The following is a 16,362-nucleotide window of genomic DNA, read 5'->3' as shown; positions in this document are numbered from 1 at the left end:
TCTTTACCGGAATCCCTTTTTTTATTTTCGTAAAGTGAAACAAAGGCTCTTTTGTTTTTTACTGCTTTTTCTGCCGGTGATGCCGGCCTTCGCGTACTATGAATTTGATGACAATCTCCGGCTGGCTTATTCCCGCATTCTGAATTTGCATCTGGAAGAAGGAAAAAAACTTCTCGCAAAAGAGCATCTCGAAAAACCCGGCAATCATCTCACTTTGTTGTATGAAAATTACATTGATTTTCTAACCGGATTTATCACGGAAGAAGAAAGTGATTTCATTTTATTGAAAAAGAATGTAGCGCAACGATTGAAAATTATTTCAAAGGATAAAAATGATTCTTCTTCGCCTTTTCACCTCTATGTGAACGCGGAAATGATTATGCAGGAAGCTATGCTGAAAGTGAAATTCAAAGAGCATGTTTCCGCCGCGACCGATATCCGTAAAGCCTATCGAATGGTCGAGAGAAACGAAGCCATCTTCCCGACATTTATCCTCAACCGGAAACTGATGGGCTTCCTGCACGTGCTGGTCGGCGCTATTCCCCGTGAATACCACTGGCTGGTAGAGATGGCCGGACTTGAAGGAACGGTCCCTGAAGGCACGGCTGAACTCGTTAGTCTTTACGATCACCTCGAAGGTTCGCCCTATGCCTGTTATCGTGATGAATTGCTTTTTTACCTCGGCAACATTCACAATTCATTCGCGAAAAATGAAACACACGGACAACAATTGCTAGAATGGATGCTTCCGTCGACAGCGGAGAGTCCCCTGATTCGTTATTGCTACGCGAATGTGGCCATGAAAATGGGAAGAAACGAAGATGCTTTGAAAGTGCTCACACTTCCCATGAATCAGGAAGGTGTCTTTCAGTTTCATTTTCTCTCCTACAAAACCGGACTCGCGAAATTGCGCAAGCTTGATTACACTGGCGATGCCGACATCCGGAAATTCATCACGAATTTCAAAGGCACGAATTATATTAAAGCGGCCTGGCAGAAACTGGCCTGGATCTCTTTTCTAAAAGGCGATCAGAAAAATTATCACGAATGCATGATGCATTGCAGGGAATCGGGTGGACAGTTTGTCGATGAAGATAAAGAAGCCATGAATGAAGCAAGCAGTACCGAAACGCCAAACGCATTGTTGCTGCGTTCGCGTTTGCTTTTTGACGGAGGTTATTACAAAGAATCTCTTTCTGAAATCGCCGGACAGCCGCTCGACAGTTTTCCCCGCTACCGTGATCAGTTGGAAGTCACCTATCGCTTCGGAAGAATTCTGCATCGCATGAAACAAATCGACAAAGCCATCGAGTATTATCAGCAGACATTAAAAAATGGCGCCAGCTCACGCTATTATTTCGCCGCGAACAGTGCTCTGCTCCTCGGCATGATCTACGAAGAACGTAACGAACCCGAAAAAGCCATCTCCTACTACAACCAATGCCTCGCCCTCGATCACCACGAATACCAAAACAGCATCGACCAGAAAGCGCAGGCGGGGCTGGATAGGATTAGTGCAGGGGAGTAGATTTTGGTGGTTAGTGCTTAGAGGTTAGTGCTTAGTGGTTGGTGGTTAGTGCTTGGAGGGTAGTGCTTGGTGGTTAGTGCATAGTGTTTTTTGCCAATATAATATCCTCCTTTTACTGAGTTGTGGTTGAGGGAACTTCATTCTTTCTTTGGTTTTAAATTCAATCAGATGAAGTCCTATAAAAACCTGGATGTTTGGGTTCAAGCACGTGCATTAGTCAAAATGATTTATGAAGCAACAAGAGCTTTTCCAAAAGAAGAAATTTTTGGTTTGACTTCTCAGATCAGAAGGGCGGCAATTTCAATACCACTCAATTTTGCCGAAGGATGTGGAAGATTTCATCGTAAGGAAACTATTCACTTTATGTATATCTCGAGAGGTTCCTTGAATGAATTAGAAACTGCATTAATCTTGTCTCTTGATTTGGGATATCTATCAGAAAATGATTTATCGAATTTGACAGAAAAATGCGAAGAATGTAAAAGACTTTTAAATGGATTTATAAATTATCAGGAGCGTGCAATTAAACAGGCAACGAGAAATAGCAAGTCTTAGCTACCACAACTAACCTCTAACCTCTAACCTCTAAGCACTAACCACCAAGCACTAAGCACTAACCACTAAGCACTAAAAACGGACGCCGAAGGTAATCGTCACATTATTCGTCCTCACTTTGTTCTTAACGCCGGGGACGTCCTGGTTGCGGAGGGTGTAGGGTTGGAAGTACTCGTTGCTTTCGGTGTACATGTAGCCGATATCCACAAACAAATCTTTATCACGGATTCCGATTCCGCCGCCATAGCTGGTTTTCTTGAAGTCAGCGCCGCCGGCAATGTATTGCGTGTTGAGTGGTGATGAAGTGAATGCTGTTCCTCCACGCAAACTGTAATTGCCGATTCTGTACTCGGCACCGACACGAAGCGTGCTGGTGGAAGTGTATTTGTTCCGGATCACATCGTTCGCGTCAGCGAATGTCGCGTCAACAGCATCCAGGCGGGCTTCACTGTAATCACTGAATTCATAGTCGCCGCTGATGAGTCCGTATTTGCCGATGATGAAAGCCAGACTTCCAATCGCTTTGAAAGGAGTCGTGAGCGTGTAATCGTAAGAACCGTCAGGAGAATCTTTAGTATCGGAATAACCACCGTCAAATTTCGCTTTCATCGTGCTGTTATAGTCATCATGCATACTGTACCAGGTTGGAGTGTGAATAGTCGCGCCCAGTCTGACCCAGTCGGCAGCACGGTAAATCATCCCGAATTTGAAATTAAAACCAAAACCACGTGTTGTCAGATTCTGATCGAACTGAAACTGATTGAGTGTGTCGATCACATTCTCTTTATCGATCTCTTCAAAAGTTGTTTCTTCCAGATAACGAATGTTCGCGAAGCCGATACTTCCTCCGAGAAACAAACGATTGCTGTAATTCCCGCCGAAAGAGATATTTGTTTCTCCCATTGATCCTCTTGTTTCCGAACTTCTTCTTTGTACAATATTTCCGTTCGGCACAGCGGAGGAGTAATTGTTTACTGAATCAGGATTGATCAGGTAAGTGTAATAGGCGAGGTATTCGTAAAATGGATCCAGGTTTTCATAACCGGTACCCTGCGCGTTTTCAGCGAAATAATTTGTGAGGGAATTCTTAGGGTTGGTATTCTCGTAAAAGCTTCTGTTGTGAAAATTGTTGATACGGTTGTATCCAAAACCAAAGTTCCAGCTTTTCCATCCTGAACCTTCATCGTTTTCTGTGAGCTTATGTGTGAACACCGCTCCCGCGTTACCAAAATTAAAATTGAAACGTCGCTCCGTATTCGTCTTTCCAAGAAAATTCGATTCCGTTGATCCGATGAAAACGGAAGGAGTAAATGAAATTTCTGATTTACGGTAAATGGCAATACCTGCAGGGTTCGCGGCCAGACAGGAGAAATCTCCGCCCAACGCGCCGAATGCGCCGCCCATACTTGTGAACCGGGAAGTGCCGCTCAGGTTGCTTTGTGAATAACGAAATGCATCCAGATCAGTTTGTGCAAATGAGGAGATGCTGATGAACAGAAGTAGGAATGATGGGAGTATCTTTTTCATAATACGGGAGTATTGAATAAAAAAGCCCGCATACCTTTTAGTTCTCTCTAGGTCAGGCATGCGGGCAGGAAACATGGAATTGTAAATTGTACTGATTAAATTTTTAAACTTATTTTCTTCTTCCGCCATTGCTGCGTTGCTCACCGGAATTGTTCTGACGTGGAGCAGGAGCAGGCTGAGTATTGCTGCGTTGTGGAGCAGGACTTTCCTGGCGGAATTGTTTGGGTTCATTTCTTGGCTGAACCATTGACGGACGGGTTTCCTGACGCGGACTTGGAACAACGATATTGCTTCTTTCCTGTCTTGGCGGTGTTACTTCCTGTCTGTTTTGTTGCACAGGTCTTTGTACATCGCCATTGCGCTGTTGCTCGTTGCGTGGGGTCCAGCCATTGTTATTGCTATTTTGCTGTTCGCCATTGCCTGATTGATTCATTACATCACCACGGTTCTGGAAATCAGCATTGGATGAATTGTTCTTTGGACGCGGTTGCTGATCATTTTTGCGTGGCTGTTGATTGTTCTGCTGAGCAGGATTGGTGTAATTCGGACGCACAGTTGGCGCCTGATCATTTCTTTTTGAAGGCTGTGAAGGAGATTTTACATCCTGAGGATTGGAAGGAGTAACAACAGCAGGATTTGGTTTCGTTGTTGGTACAGTTCCCTGGTTAGGTCTCACATCGCCACCTGATGGATTTCCATTCTGGTTTTTATCGCTGATCACCCCTTTAGAAGGACGGGGAGAAGTCGCGTTGTCATTCATATCACCACCTTTGGAAGGTTGAACCGGACGAACATCACCATTGTTATTGGAAGGACGTGTATCGCCATTCTGATTCTGGTTGTTGCCTTTCACCGGTGAAGTCGGACGAGTGTCTCCATTCTGATTTTGACTGTCTCCGATTTGCGGACGTCCTACAACCGCAGGATTTTTCTCCTGTTGTGTGGCGTTTGGTTTACCTGAAGGTCTCACCATTTCCTTAGAGTCGCCATTGTTCAAACCTTTTGAAGGCATGGAAGGAATTCTGCCTTCCTGTTGAGCCATCTGGTATTTTTCTCCCAGTGTTCTTGGTGATTCACTGTTCTGACGACCGGAAGGACGCGGACTATTTCCGCTGGCTGTTCCGCGAGGACCGTAATAACTGTTGTTGTCGTAACTGTTATAATAGTATGGATTACCATTGCCATAATAACCATCATAATATCCGTGATTATAACCGGCCCAATAACCATCACTATAACCGTGATTGTATCCATAACCATAAGAGTAAGGAGAATAATAACTGCTGTACCATGGATCATAATACCACGGACTGTAACCCCAACCGATGCTCACGCCGCCATAACAGAAAGGTGATGTATAATAATAAGAAGGAGCCCACCAGTGGTAACCCAGGTAAATACTCACGCCCCATGAACTTGGGTTGTAATCGTACCAGTAAGAATTGGTGTAATAAGGATCATAATAACTATAGCCTACAACCGGACTGTAAAATCTGCGGAGTCGGGCAGAGTAGGCGTAATCATAATAATCGTCGTCGTTGTAATAGTTGTTGGTGACATAGGTATTTCCCTGTCCGTCCTGCGTCTGAGTGGAATTGGAATAATCCTGACTGCGTTCATCAGCAGGATAGGTTCCGTTCTGATCATTGGAATTGGAATAATTGCTCTGATCGTTGGAAGGTTCGGTAGAAGTGTTGTTATTGTTCTGGGAATATTCCGAAGCGGGAGCCGTCGCAGGATAGGTCGTTGCTTTCGGTTTTGAATAGTCTTTGGAGGAGTAGTAGACATCATCCGCTGAATCGTTGCCTGCATGATAGGTGGATGAACATGCACCCAAAAAAAGCAGGGTCGCGGAGCTGAGGAGGAGTTGAAGCTTTTTCATTGTTGGTTCCTTTCCGTTTAGATGATAATTGAGGCGGAAATATTAACAGGGGGATAAATTCTTACTTTTGTTTCCTTATTTACAAACACTGTACCAAAATTCATTTTCGGAAAATTAATTCATATGGGAAAAGACTTTCCAACCCGCGCGGAAAATTATTCACAATGGTATAACGACCTGGTCGTTAAGGCCGATCTTGCTGAGAATTCAGCAGTTAGAGGATGTATGGTGATCAAACCCTATGGCTATGCCATCTGGGAGAAGATGCAGGCGACCCTGGACAAAATGTTCAAGGACACCGGGCATCAGAACGCCTATTTCCCGCTATTTATACCGAAGTCATTCTTTACCAAGGAAGCCTCTCACGTTGAAGGCTTTGCCAAAGAGTGTGCCGTTGTGACCCATTACCGTCTGAAAAACGCGGAGGATGGCAGTGGTATTATCGTGGATCCGGAAGCGAAACTCGAAGAAGAGCTGATCATCCGTCCGACCTCCGAGACCATCATCTGGAATACCTACCGTGGCTGGATCCAGTCCTACCGCGATCTTCCGATCCTGGTGAACCAGTGGGCGAATGTGGTCCGTTGGGAGATGCGGACGCGTTTGTTTTTGCGTACCGCGGAATTTCTCTGGCAGGAAGGACATACGGCGCATGCTACCGACAAGGAAGCCGTTGAAGAGACTTTGCGGATGCTGGATGTATATGCCGAATTCGCGGAAAACACACTCGCGATTCCGGTGGTGAAAGGAGTAAAGACAGCTAACGAACGTTTCGCCGGCGCATTGGATACTTATTGCATCGAAGCGATGATGCAGGATGGTAAAGCGCTGCAGGCAGGAACCTCTCATTTCCTTGGACAAAATTTCGCGAAAGCATTTGATGTAAAATTCACCAACCGTGAAGGCAAACAGGATTTTGTATGGGCAACTTCCTGGGGCGTCTCCACGCGATTGATGGGTGCATTGGTGATGGCACACAGTGACGACGACGGACTGGTTCTTCCTCCAAAACTGGCTCCGATTCAGGTGGTGATTGTACCGATTTACAAGACGGATGAACAGCTCGCCGCGATCAGTGCGGTGGCGAATAAAATCTCATCGGATCTGCGCGCAAAAGGAGTAAGTGTGAAATACGATGATCGTGACACACAAAAACCGGGATGGAAATTTTCAGAGTATGAATTCAAGGGAGTTCCTGTGCGCATCGCTATCGGTCCGCGCGATCTCGAGAATGGTACTGTGGAAGTGGCGAGAAGGGATACCAAGGAAAAGTCGGTGATGCAGATCACGGATCTCGCTTTGAAAGTGGAACATTTGCTCGAGCAAATCCAGAGTAATCTGTACAACAAAGCGCTGACATTCCGCGAAACGCATACATACAAAGCCGATACATACGATGAATTCAAAAAGCAGCTCGATGAAGGTGGTTTTGTGATGGCGCATTGGGATGGTACTACGGAGACTGAATTGAAGATCAAAGAAGAGACAAAAGCCACAATCCGTTGCATTCCGATGGATTCCAAAGCGGAGGAAGGCAAATGCATTTATACCGGCAAACCTTCTTCGCGCAGGGTGATATTTGCAAGGGCTTACTGATTTTCTATCTTTGAAGGATGTCGGGCAACTCACAGGAACTGATTTACAAATTGCTTCGCGAGAAAGTCGTCCTCAAGCAGGAGGTGTTTGAGCGTACGCAGGCAATTTTTTTTCAGCTCAAAGAGATTCTGCAGAAGCTGTATACAGAGATGCAGAAGGAGATCAAAAAGATCGATAAGGACATTGCGCTCGAGTTCAAGGATAGGGGAGACTACGAGATGGAGTTTACCCTGGCGGATGATACCCTGATCTTTCTGATGCATACCAATGTGTTTACCTTCGACAGGGATCATGAAGTCTGGAAGACCTCTTATGTGCAGGAAGACCCGAACCGTTCGTATTGCGGAAAGATCTATATCTACAATTTCCTTTCCGACAGTTTCAAGTACAACCGGACCAATGATATTGGATTATTGATAGGAAGAATCTTCGTGAATAAGGACGGTCATTTTTTTGTAGAGGGAAAAAGGCAGTTGGGTTTCCTTTACAACGACTTCAGTTCCGCTGTTTTAGACAATGAAAACCTCCGAAAGGTGGTAGAATCGGCGATTCTGTACAGTCTGGATTTTGATCCCTACATTCCACCTTATGAGCAAATGACGCAGATTTCCGTCCAGGAAGTGATGGAAAGCTCAATTCAGTCCAAAATCGCCACCGGCAAACGCTTAGGCTTTCGTTTTCAGTCAGATGCGAATCCCCTCGGGATGCCCTGAAAAAGAAAAAATTTCCCAACAAATTTGAGTTTTTGAAAAAAAAATTACCTTTGCAGCCCATTGAACAAATGGCCCGTTCGTCTAGGGGTTAGGACGCGTCCCTTTCACGGATGAAACAGGGGTTCGATTCCCCTACGGGCTACCCTCAGGGAAAGATCGGTTTTTTTACCGGTCTTTTTTCTTTTCCCCCTCTGGAAACCCGCGCCAGTATTGAAGAGTAGGCCTATCAACTCATTGGGTTCGGGAGTTCGAAATTCATTTTCTTCAAAAATCAGTTTTTCTGAGAATATCGAACTCAATAAATATCTCTTTTGGTCTACTGATGATGTTTCATATAGTGATCCGAGACTTGTCAGAATATTTAATCCCTTCTCAAAATCTTTCTTCACAGGTAATTTACTTGTTGAAGTATTTGAAAGCTCAAGCTGCAATTCTCCAATGATTTGATTTTGTTTTGAGATCAATCGATTGTATGATACTTTATCAATATCATCTTTCAAATATTTCTCGTCTATTTTTTCTAATGTAAATTTCGCATGATTGAGTTTTTGTTGTAATAGTTTTCTATCTGTTCTATCATTCTGACTATGGAGCGTCATTTGTTTTTCAAATAAATGAAGAAACAGTTCTTTTATTTCTGGTTTCAATTGTAGCTTTTTCATCCATGTTTTGATTTGCTCATTCAGGACTTCTGCTTTTTGTCTCTCTTTGCAACCAAGCATGCAATGATAATAGGCATAACGACCTCCAACTTTTCCTACGGAGTAGCTTCCACTCAAATTTCTACCGCACCTGGGACATATCAGATAACCTCTCAACGGAAATGTTTCGTTTACTTTCTTTGGTTTCGATTTGATCTTACTCTTTTGTAAAAGCATTTGCTGAACCTTTAGGAAAAGTTCTTCTGAAACAATTGGTTTATGTAAACCGGTAACAATTTCTTCTGGTTCTTTCAAGTAAGCTTTAATAAGAATTTTGCCACAGTACAAAGGGTTTCTTAACAATAGCCAGATATTGTTCCTTCCGCATTTCATTCCTTTCTTGTTTAATATCCTTCTCACCTCCTCAACATGATATCGTCCGCTTGCGTACAATTCAAATGCTTTCAAAACGAAATACGCTTTTTCATTGGGAATGATGATGGGTTTATTTTTTTCATCCCTGCTATAACTATATCCTAATGGTGGTGTAGAAACCCATCTGCCTTCTTTTTTAGCTCGTCGCATTCCTTGGGTTGTATTCATTGCTCTTCTGGTATTTTCGATCTCCGGAGCAGTTAAATAGATTGCCAACATCATCTTTTGCTCTGGGATGGAGAAATCAATGATTTGCTCAATTGCATTTGCTTCGACATTCATTTTACGAAGCTTCCCAAGCATATTCATGGCATCATTCAGGTTTCTTGAGAATCGATCCCATTTTAGAAAGAGAACCTTGCGCACCGATTTTTTCTCTCGGATGAAATTCAACAGCTTGATAAACTCTGGACGTTCAAATGTTTTAGCGGAGAAGTCGTCCTGGAAGTGTCCAACAATGTTTAGGTCATACAAAGAACAATAATTCTTCAACCGGGCTGTCTGGTCGCGTAAGCTGTACCCCTTGTCGGCCTGCTCATCGGTCGATACCCGTGTATAGATAACTACTTCTTCCATGAAATCATTGTTTTTGATGGGTTCTTATTAAGTTCTAGTTCAATTTTCACAAGCGCTTCAATGGCTGATAATACTTGCAATACTTCTTTGTCTGAATATTTTCTTTTGCTTTAGAAAGAATTTTTTTGCCTCTTCTAATGAGATCATGTGATTTACCCATGATGAATTTCTGCCGGTTTTTCCGGTCCAAAATCCAGGTAAATGTTAAGCCTGGTTTTTCCAGTGCCTGAGTTTTCATTACAATTTTATTTTTGATTTTTTTCCAAGTGAACTATTGATCCGTTTTCAGTAATCACTTTAATGTCTGCGTAAACACCTTTGATGATAAGGTCAATCAGTTTTACGTTAGGGCTTGCTTTCAGCTCTTCCGTAGCGAGAAGAAGTTTAGGCTGTCCATCATTAAAAGTGACTTCAATTGATTTGTAGCGATTTTCCCGAAGATATTCGAGCACTTTTTCTTCCTTTTCAGAAAGTTCAAACAATTTGCCAACTTTTTCAACCCTTCCTAAGCAGATTACTTCTTCGAAAAGGTGATTTAACGAAATTGAAATGTAGTTCTTACGAAGTATTGATTGAATTTCATGATTATTTACCTGGATTTGTAATTGATCAAGGAGTAGAGGAAGGACATGAATTTCATAACCCTCTTTGGATCCGCCTTTTGGATTTTCTTCGATAGAAATTATGATTGAAATATTTTCTCCTGTAAGTAGAATTTGCATTAAGAGTAATTCAAATGTGGAGAAAGAAATATTTTTCACGCTTAAAAGAAAATCTTCATTAAAGGCAGAATCTTTTGAAATACCTTCTGGTAGTGGTTCTAAAAATTCAATTGCTTTGGCTTTTACCTGATCAGTGAGCAATTCAGTAAAAGCACTTTCGAAAAAAAGTTCAGCCTTCACAATTGCAATTACATTCAATCCAACATTAAATTGCCGGAGTCGCGCAATAAGTCGAAGCCACACCAATTCCGTCAGGTTAAAACGTCTCCATTTCATTGCTTCTACTTGAATGGGTAAAAGACCCTTCGTATCCCAATACGTAAGCTCGCGGTGGGTAACTCCGCAGTCTTGCAAACTAAAAGGCCGGCCGTCGAAATATTTCGATTTCAGGGTTCGAAGATTCTCGATCTGTTTCATTTTTTTAATAATGAACAAATATGTTCATTATTAAGAAAACATGCAAATATTTGTCGAAAAACTCATTTTTTATGTGTTTTTACATGCTTTGAAATATATCAATATGGACGGCATAAAAAGTATCGTTAATATCCAACCTATTTTGAAAAGGTCTTAAGTGTAGAGGAACCGTAGGGGTTAATTCTACCTTATTAAGCACGGGTCCGTAACAAAAACTACAGAGGAAATTGAATCGATCACCCATTATACCGGTATAAAATTGTGCGATGTTAAACGTCGGAGTGTGGATTACTTGCATCCATTCGATACGGTGAAAATGTTCTGGTTTACTTTACCATAGTTCCGGGTATTGAAATGAAAACTATCCGGGATGAATAGAGCGCAAATAAATTAGTAGCCTGGAGGGTAATTAAGCAGCGGTTAAATGTGCTGTGTATTTGTAATTGATTCAATCATCGATTGGAAGGTGAAGGTAAATTCAAGTGATGTTAAATTTTCCCGTAAAAGGCCATAAAAAAGTTTTTTTAAATGAAAAAGAATTTTTTTTCCGAATCGATATATTATCTCACCCATATAAAAAATTCCAATTAGAATAGGAGGGGGCCGTTTAGTAAGCTACCCGTTCAAATAGAATGAAGCAGTGATAAAAGTATGGATCAATTAGGATGGTTTTTAATTATTGATAAGGTGTCATGACCCGTAGGGGATTTAAGGCCGGAACCAATCTCTGAAATTGAAGATTTACTCAATGCTTTTACATTAAATTTACCCTTATCTTACATAGATCGCCTTGAGTACTTATTCGGATCTCTTCTTTTCGTTTTGAAATTCTTTAATGCATCTCTTTTCTCGTCAAACACGCCGCATAGGAATAAATTTTCTCGTATAAGTTTAGAACTATTTCTTGCGTGAGAAAAAAGTGTTTTTGACACACATGAATTATGCGATTTGGTTTTTTAAAAATTGCTGAAAAACATTTTTTTGAAACACTTTGTAAATACCATTCGATAAAAAAGATTTTTTTTGATTCTTTTGTAAATTTCACTTTCCCTTGATGGTTTAAAATAATGTTAAATTAAGCAAAGAGGTGCTTATAAAGAGACCATGCAAATCTTTCTACAATAATTGTCTAACTTGTGCCGATACAAATTAGATTCAGAAAAACCTAAATTGTTTTTTAATTAATTTCGAATGATTGATGTGACTTTTTAAATACACACACTTAATGGAAAACAAGCAATTTACATTCCCATTCGGACAGCCTCTAAGGCAGGTGAAGCAGAAGAGCCGCACCAAAAAAGATGTGTTCGTACTGGGTGTCTATGCCAGCGCGGTTCACGCCAGGTGGGTGGATAGAAGAGGTAAGCAGATCGTTGCTGCCCTTGCTGTAGCCAGTGAACCTGAAATATTTTGGAGAGGAGATGGAGCTGAGAAGATAATATCTGGAATACATGTTCCAGAGGAAGTTGGACAGTTGAAGCCAGCGGCGGCCCATCTAAATGGGCCATCTGGTAACGTTCTTGATCAAAAATACCTGGAACCACTCGGATTTACACGAGAGCAATCTTGGCTCTGCGACTTGCTGCCAGAGTCGAGGGTAAATGAGAACCAGCGGGCAAAAATCGATAAATTCTATAAGCCCATAGTTAAGAAGTACAACCTCTCTGAATCTACCGTGCCTGATTTTGATATCTCTGAACTTGATTCACTTGAAAGGCGGGAAGAAATATTACATGAGTTGGAAGAATCAAAAGCGGGTACGATAATCCTGTTGGGTGATCTGCCCATCAAGTGGTTTTTGAGGTTCCATGATAGGCGATATTCTAAGCTGTCAGATTTTGGTGAGACAGATGAGTTATACGGCAGAAAGCATGACGTGCAAATCAACAACAAATTGTATTCAGTTATTCCTCTTTGCCATCCACGACAGGCTGGCAAGTTGGGAGCTTCGAGCTCAAAATGGGGAAAGTTGCACGATCGCTGGGTTGAGAAAGGAAATGGAGTTGGATAATAGTTGTTAGAACTTCAAAATATTACTAAAAAGTTGGTTTTGAAGAGGCTTTGGCCATGTAGATTTCTTCGACATGATCAATTTCATCTTTGGAGTTCTGGCCGCAAATGATATTTTTGAATATTATTCGATGGTTTAATTTTTTAATTCAGTCTAAGTAATCTCTAAACTCATACGCACCTCATGAAATTTCTTGTCCTCGAAGAAGACGAACTGGATCGAATGATTTTCAAACGAGCTGTAAAATCCATCGATAACGACCATGAAGTCCAATTTGTAAAAAATGAGTACGAATTGGTGAAGGCGTTAAGGGAAGATAATGGAGACATCGTCTTCCTCAGTGCAAATGCAGGGAATGAACAAGATGTTCTGAGGACGATTCACTCGGTTCGGATAATGCGGGAGAAAATTCCGATTATCCTTAATTCAATTGGCGTCGAAAATATTTCCGTCGTGAAGTTCATGAAGGCTGGTGCAACTGATCTGATACCGAAGAACCATTTTTCACCGGCCACACTGGAAAATACAATTGCAGGACTGAAAAATATTTAACCGATTATCCAATATAGATTACCACTAAAAATATTGTTGTAATCATGACAGCTCAAAGTGGTGAGAGGATACTGTATGAAGATGAATATTATACAATGGTCACAGAGCCACTGGCGCCGTATCTGGCCTCTTTGAAAGAACCCATTGAATTTCGTTCCCCCTCTTCCACTTTTTGGCGAGGTTACATTGGAACGTGGAAATTTGAAAACAAGCGCTTGTTTCTGACAGATTTGCAAGCGTTTATTTTGGACAACAAGGAAGTTGGTATCGAATACTTATTTCCTGGAGAGCCAGTGGTGTTTGCAAATTGGTACACAGGGAAACTCAGAGTACCGATTGGAGATTGTCTATATTACGCCCACCAAGGATTTGAATCAATTTTCGAATTTGATTTCATTCTTAAAATTGAAAAGGGGTGCTTGGCGAGTAAAAGATTTAGCCATAATTATCGAAGAGCTGATCGTAAAATTAAGGCAGAGGCGGAATTAATGGAGAGGAATGAGAAATTGGGATATCCTTTCTGAATAAATTGCTGTAGCAAGACGCGTTATCTGTCGCATGTCAATGGAAATCGATTTATAGCCCCTCGTCTTAAAACATGACAGTGCATCACTAAAAAAATAATGAACGGACAATCCAATGCTTTAGCAAATTCAAAGAGCTGAAACCTTCGCAAAATCTTATGCACTCGCAGTATATTTGCTTTTACCCCCACACCTCAGCAACCTACGATATTTAAACTTACTCATTATTTTTTACTCCATATGCCAAATGAACTTTCCATACAGCAACTATTACCTGAAATCAATGACAGGACTGTAGTTGAAAATAAAATTCAAGGCAGCACTTTTATCGGAATTGACTTTGGCACTTCAACAACTGTTGTGAGTTATGCCATTGTAGGTGACAGCAACACGCCAATCAAGACAAGTGCAATTCCCATCAGACAATTAAACTTTGACGGCAACACACTTACACACCATCTTGTTCCTTCTTGTATTGCCTTTCAAAACAATCAACTTTTTTTTGGACAAGGAGCAAAAATGTTGAAAAGCAAATTGCAACCCGAACAAAATATTTGGTTCTCATTCAAAATGAATTTGGGGAAAGACAATGGCCCTGAATTTACAAGAACAGAACTAAGAGAAGGAAATCCACATGGTAAAATTGAAAACACTTTAGATGCAACAAAACTTTTCTTCAAAGAATTGAAAAAGGAAATTGACAATTACATTCAAGAACAAAACTTACCACGAAACCTTTTTTATTCTGTAAGCATCCCTGCATCATTTGAAGCCAATCAAAGAGCAGACTTAATAAATGCATTGGAGTTTGCAAACATTCCAATAAATGAAACTCTCTTTATTGACGAACCCAACGCAGCATTTTTAAGTTACTTAGTTCAAGCCAACAACAACGGATTTCAGAATTACAATATTCCCGTTGACAGTCCTCTGCACATTTTAGTTTTTGATTTTGGGGCTGGCACTTGCGATATTTCAATAATTGAGATTGGAAGAAAAAGCGGAAAACTATATTCAAAGAACATTGCTATTTCGCAATTTGAACAACTTGGAGGAGACGACATCGACCGAGCCATTGTCAAAGAAATTCTTTTGCCACAGTTGGCAAAACAAAACAACATTTCAGTCGAAGAGATTAGAGAGAACAATTACAAAAAAATATTGCTCCCAAAACTACAAGCAGTTGCGGAGCAACTGAAAATAAAAGTTTGTAAAGCCGTTGCCTCAAATAAGGTTGGGCAAGAATTACCTAACCTTATTAATTCAACAGAGAGAATAAATTTTCTTCAAACGATTGATTTCATTTTGCCGAAGCAAGTAATGAAGTTTGAAAACCCTTCAATCAGTCCGAAAGAGTTTACGGACATCATGAAAAAATTCACTAGTGAAACTCTTGCTTTCAATTTTCAAGATGATGTTGAAAGTTTGAAAAGTATTTTCACTGTAATAAATTCTGCTTTGCTTAAAGCGAACATTGAGAAAGGCGATATTGATTTAATTCTACTAATCGGAGGCAGTTCATACAACCCATACATTCAAACTGCTTTATACCGACACTTTGATAATAGTGATATTGAAATACCACAAGATTTACAGAGCCATGTTTCAAAAGGAACTGCAATAAATTCTTTCATGGCAAATGGTTTAGGTGTTGATATTATCAAACCAATTGTCAGTGAACCGATTTTTATTATCCTTCAAAATGAAGTGAAGAAGACCGTTGTTTACGAGGGAACTGAAATACCATGCAAAGAAATATTGATTGAACATTTAAGACCGCAGCGAAACGACCAAAAGGAAATTGAAATTCCTATTTGCGTTTCAACAAAGGATAAAATCCTGACAATTCTAAAACTGAAATGCGAAAAAGGTTTTAGCACGACTGATAAAATTACTTTGAAGTGTGACATCTCACATGACAAGCTAATTACATTCAGAGCATTTATTCAAAACCTTGAAATCTCAACAGAGCCATTAAACCCTTTTGCGAATTCGGCACTTTCAACAGAGGATATTGCGGAGAAACAACTTTTGAAACTCCTTTATAAAGCAACAAAAGAAAACGGAGGGAAACCACCGCTTGATAAACTCAAAGCACTTTCGCAGTTCTATGTAAAAACAGAAAGACATTTAAAAGCAGCAGAGACATTTGAGAACATTCAACAGTTAGACCCGAACAGACGATATGAAACTTCTATCTGTTACCATTATTCAGAAGCAGGAAGAAAAAAATTATCAGATAATTGGGCAGAAATTGCGTATCAAAAAAGTCCGACAGAATCAAACGCCTACAACCTTGCATTAGTTAAAAGTGCGCAGGGTAAAACAGACGAGTATAAAAGGCTAATGGAAGAATCCGTTTCTTTGGGAAGCAATGCTGCAATGTTGACTTATGGTGAATACCTATTGAACAAAGAAAAAGAAAAGGCAGAGGAACTTATTCAAAAAGCATTTGACAAGTGGTATAAAGAATTTGAAGGAAACAATCTTAGCAAGAATGATTTTTCAAGATTAATTCGTGCAGCAAAACAATTAGGTAAAATTCAAATTGCAGACCAAGTTCAAAAAGCAAAAGACAATTTGAAGAATGAAAAAGGAATAAGTTGGTATAACCCTGACAACACAGCAACAGACGGAAGGGAGCAATTAGAAAACAAAAACATTAACCTTTTAAACTGAAAAA

Annotated in this window: 13 protein-coding genes and 1 tRNA gene; 9 read left to right on the top strand and 5 right to left on the bottom strand. The window is 40.7% G+C overall.

Annotated features, from left to right (window positions below; translation table 11 throughout):
- Positions 1–34: 34 nt before the first annotated feature.
- Both IPP86_18050 and IPP86_18045 read left to right on the top strand, forming a co-directional pair.
- Positions 35–1,528, top strand: coding sequence for a tetratricopeptide repeat protein (locus IPP86_18050; GenBank protein ID MBL0140405.1), 1,494 nt, complete (start codon positions 35–37; stop codon positions 1,526–1,528).
- Between the two features lie 168 nt (positions 1,529–1,696).
- Complete coding sequence (locus IPP86_18045; protein MBL0140404.1) at positions 1,697–2,083, top strand: four helix bundle protein; 387 nt, start codon at positions 1,697–1,699, stop codon at positions 2,081–2,083.
- A 72-nt stretch (positions 2,084–2,155) separates the two neighbouring features.
- Here IPP86_18045 and IPP86_18040 read toward each other — a convergent pair whose 3' ends face one another.
- Both IPP86_18040 and IPP86_18035 read right to left on the bottom strand, forming a co-directional pair.
- On the bottom strand, positions 2,156–3,610 hold the full coding sequence (locus IPP86_18040; GenBank protein MBL0140403.1) for an outer membrane protein transport protein: 1,455 nt from the start codon (positions 3,608–3,610) through the stop codon (positions 2,156–2,158).
- 109 nt (positions 3,611–3,719) lie between these two features.
- Positions 3,720–5,492: a hypothetical protein gene (locus IPP86_18035; GenBank protein MBL0140402.1), complete on the bottom strand. Its 1,773-nt coding sequence runs from the start codon at positions 5,490–5,492 to the stop codon at positions 3,720–3,722.
- A gap of 123 nt (positions 5,493–5,615) precedes the next feature.
- On the opposite strand from IPP86_18035, the gene IPP86_18030 reads away from it, so the two are divergent.
- The 3 genes from IPP86_18030 (at position 5,616) to IPP86_18020 (ending at position 7,943) form a co-directional block, all read left to right on the top strand.
- Positions 5,616–7,088, top strand: coding sequence for a proline--tRNA ligase (locus IPP86_18030; GenBank protein MBL0140401.1), 1,473 nt, complete (start codon positions 5,616–5,618; stop codon positions 7,086–7,088).
- Between the two features lie 17 nt (positions 7,089–7,105).
- Entirely contained in the window at positions 7,106–7,801 is a 696-nt protein-coding gene (locus tag IPP86_18025; GenBank protein MBL0140400.1) for a hypothetical protein, read from the top strand.
- 70 nt (positions 7,802–7,871) lie between these two features.
- Positions 7,872–7,943, top strand: a tRNA-Glu gene (locus IPP86_18020).
- On the opposite strand, the gene IPP86_18015 is transcribed toward IPP86_18020, so the two are convergent.
- From IPP86_18015 to IPP86_18005, 3 genes are all read right to left on the bottom strand, one after another.
- Positions 7,906–9,099: a recombinase family protein gene (locus tag IPP86_18015; GenBank protein ID MBL0140399.1), complete on the bottom strand. Its 1,194-nt coding sequence runs from the start codon at positions 9,097–9,099 to the stop codon at positions 7,906–7,908. The two genes, IPP86_18020 and IPP86_18015, sit on opposite strands and share 38 nt — an antisense overlap.
- Before the next feature lie 400 nt (positions 9,100–9,499).
- Positions 9,500–9,691, bottom strand: coding sequence for a hypothetical protein (locus IPP86_18010; protein ID MBL0140398.1), 192 nt, complete (start codon positions 9,689–9,691; stop codon positions 9,500–9,502).
- 7 nt (positions 9,692–9,698) lie between these two features.
- Positions 9,699–10,592, bottom strand: coding sequence for a MerR family transcriptional regulator (locus tag IPP86_18005; GenBank protein MBL0140397.1), 894 nt, complete (start codon positions 10,590–10,592; stop codon positions 9,699–9,701).
- 1,225 nt (positions 10,593–11,817) lie between these two features.
- Between IPP86_18005 and IPP86_18000 the strand changes: the two genes are divergently transcribed.
- The 4 genes from IPP86_18000 to IPP86_17985 all read left to right on the top strand — a co-directional run bounded on the left by IPP86_18000 (position 11,818) and on the right by IPP86_17985 (position 16,358).
- A complete protein-coding gene (locus tag IPP86_18000) occupies positions 11,818–12,603 on the top strand; it encodes a hypothetical protein (GenBank protein ID MBL0140396.1) in 786 nt (261 codons plus the stop codon).
- A gap of 183 nt (positions 12,604–12,786) precedes the next feature.
- Positions 12,787–13,155 (top strand): response regulator, encoded by a 369-nt coding sequence (locus IPP86_17995; protein ID MBL0140395.1) that lies wholly within the window; start codon positions 12,787–12,789, stop codon positions 13,153–13,155.
- Positions 13,156–13,199: 44 nt separating this feature from the next.
- Positions 13,200–13,679, top strand: a complete 480-nt coding sequence (locus tag IPP86_17990; GenBank protein ID MBL0140394.1) for a hypothetical protein — start codon at positions 13,200–13,202, stop codon at positions 13,677–13,679.
- A 240-nt stretch (positions 13,680–13,919) separates the two neighbouring features.
- A complete protein-coding gene (locus IPP86_17985) occupies positions 13,920–16,358 on the top strand; it encodes an Hsp70 family protein (GenBank protein MBL0140393.1) in 2,439 nt (812 codons plus the stop codon).
- Positions 16,359–16,362 lie beyond the last annotated feature (4 nt).

The sequence above is a fragment of the Bacteroidota bacterium genome (assembly GCA_016720935.1).
Taxonomy (GTDB): Bacteria; Bacteroidota; Bacteroidia; order AKYH767-A; family 2013-40CM-41-45; genus JADKJP01.
The sequence above is the reverse complement of the archived record's forward strand: the minus strand, read 5'-3'. Positions and strand labels throughout refer to the sequence as shown.

Coding starts and splice junctions, on each gene's coding strand:
- IPP86_18045 (MBL0140404.1), top strand. CDS start 1,697: ATGAAGTCCTATAAAAACCTGGATGTTTGGGTTCAAGCACGTGCATTA.
- IPP86_18040 (MBL0140403.1), bottom strand. CDS start 3,610: ATGAAAAAGATACTCCCATCATTCCTACTTCTGTTCATCAGCATCTCC.
- IPP86_18035 (MBL0140402.1), bottom strand. CDS start 5,492: ATGAAAAAGCTTCAACTCCTCCTCAGCTCCGCGACCCTGCTTTTTTTG.
- IPP86_18030 (MBL0140401.1), top strand. CDS start 5,616: ATGGGAAAAGACTTTCCAACCCGCGCGGAAAATTATTCACAATGGTAT.
- IPP86_18025 (MBL0140400.1), top strand. CDS start 7,106: ATGTCGGGCAACTCACAGGAACTGATTTACAAATTGCTTCGCGAGAAA.
- IPP86_18015 (MBL0140399.1), bottom strand. CDS start 9,099: ATGATGTTGGCAATCTATTTAACTGCTCCGGAGATCGAAAATACCAGA.
- IPP86_18010 (MBL0140398.1), bottom strand. CDS start 9,691: ATGAAAACTCAGGCACTGGAAAAACCAGGCTTAACATTTACCTGGATT.
- IPP86_18005 (MBL0140397.1), bottom strand. CDS start 10,592: ATGAAACAGATCGAGAATCTTCGAACCCTGAAATCGAAATATTTCGAC.
- IPP86_18000 (MBL0140396.1), top strand. CDS start 11,818: ATGGAAAACAAGCAATTTACATTCCCATTCGGACAGCCTCTAAGGCAG.
- IPP86_17995 (MBL0140395.1), top strand. CDS start 12,787: ATGAAATTTCTTGTCCTCGAAGAAGACGAACTGGATCGAATGATTTTC.
- IPP86_17990 (MBL0140394.1), top strand. CDS start 13,200: ATGACAGCTCAAAGTGGTGAGAGGATACTGTATGAAGATGAATATTAT.
- IPP86_17985 (MBL0140393.1), top strand. CDS start 13,920: ATGCCAAATGAACTTTCCATACAGCAACTATTACCTGAAATCAATGAC.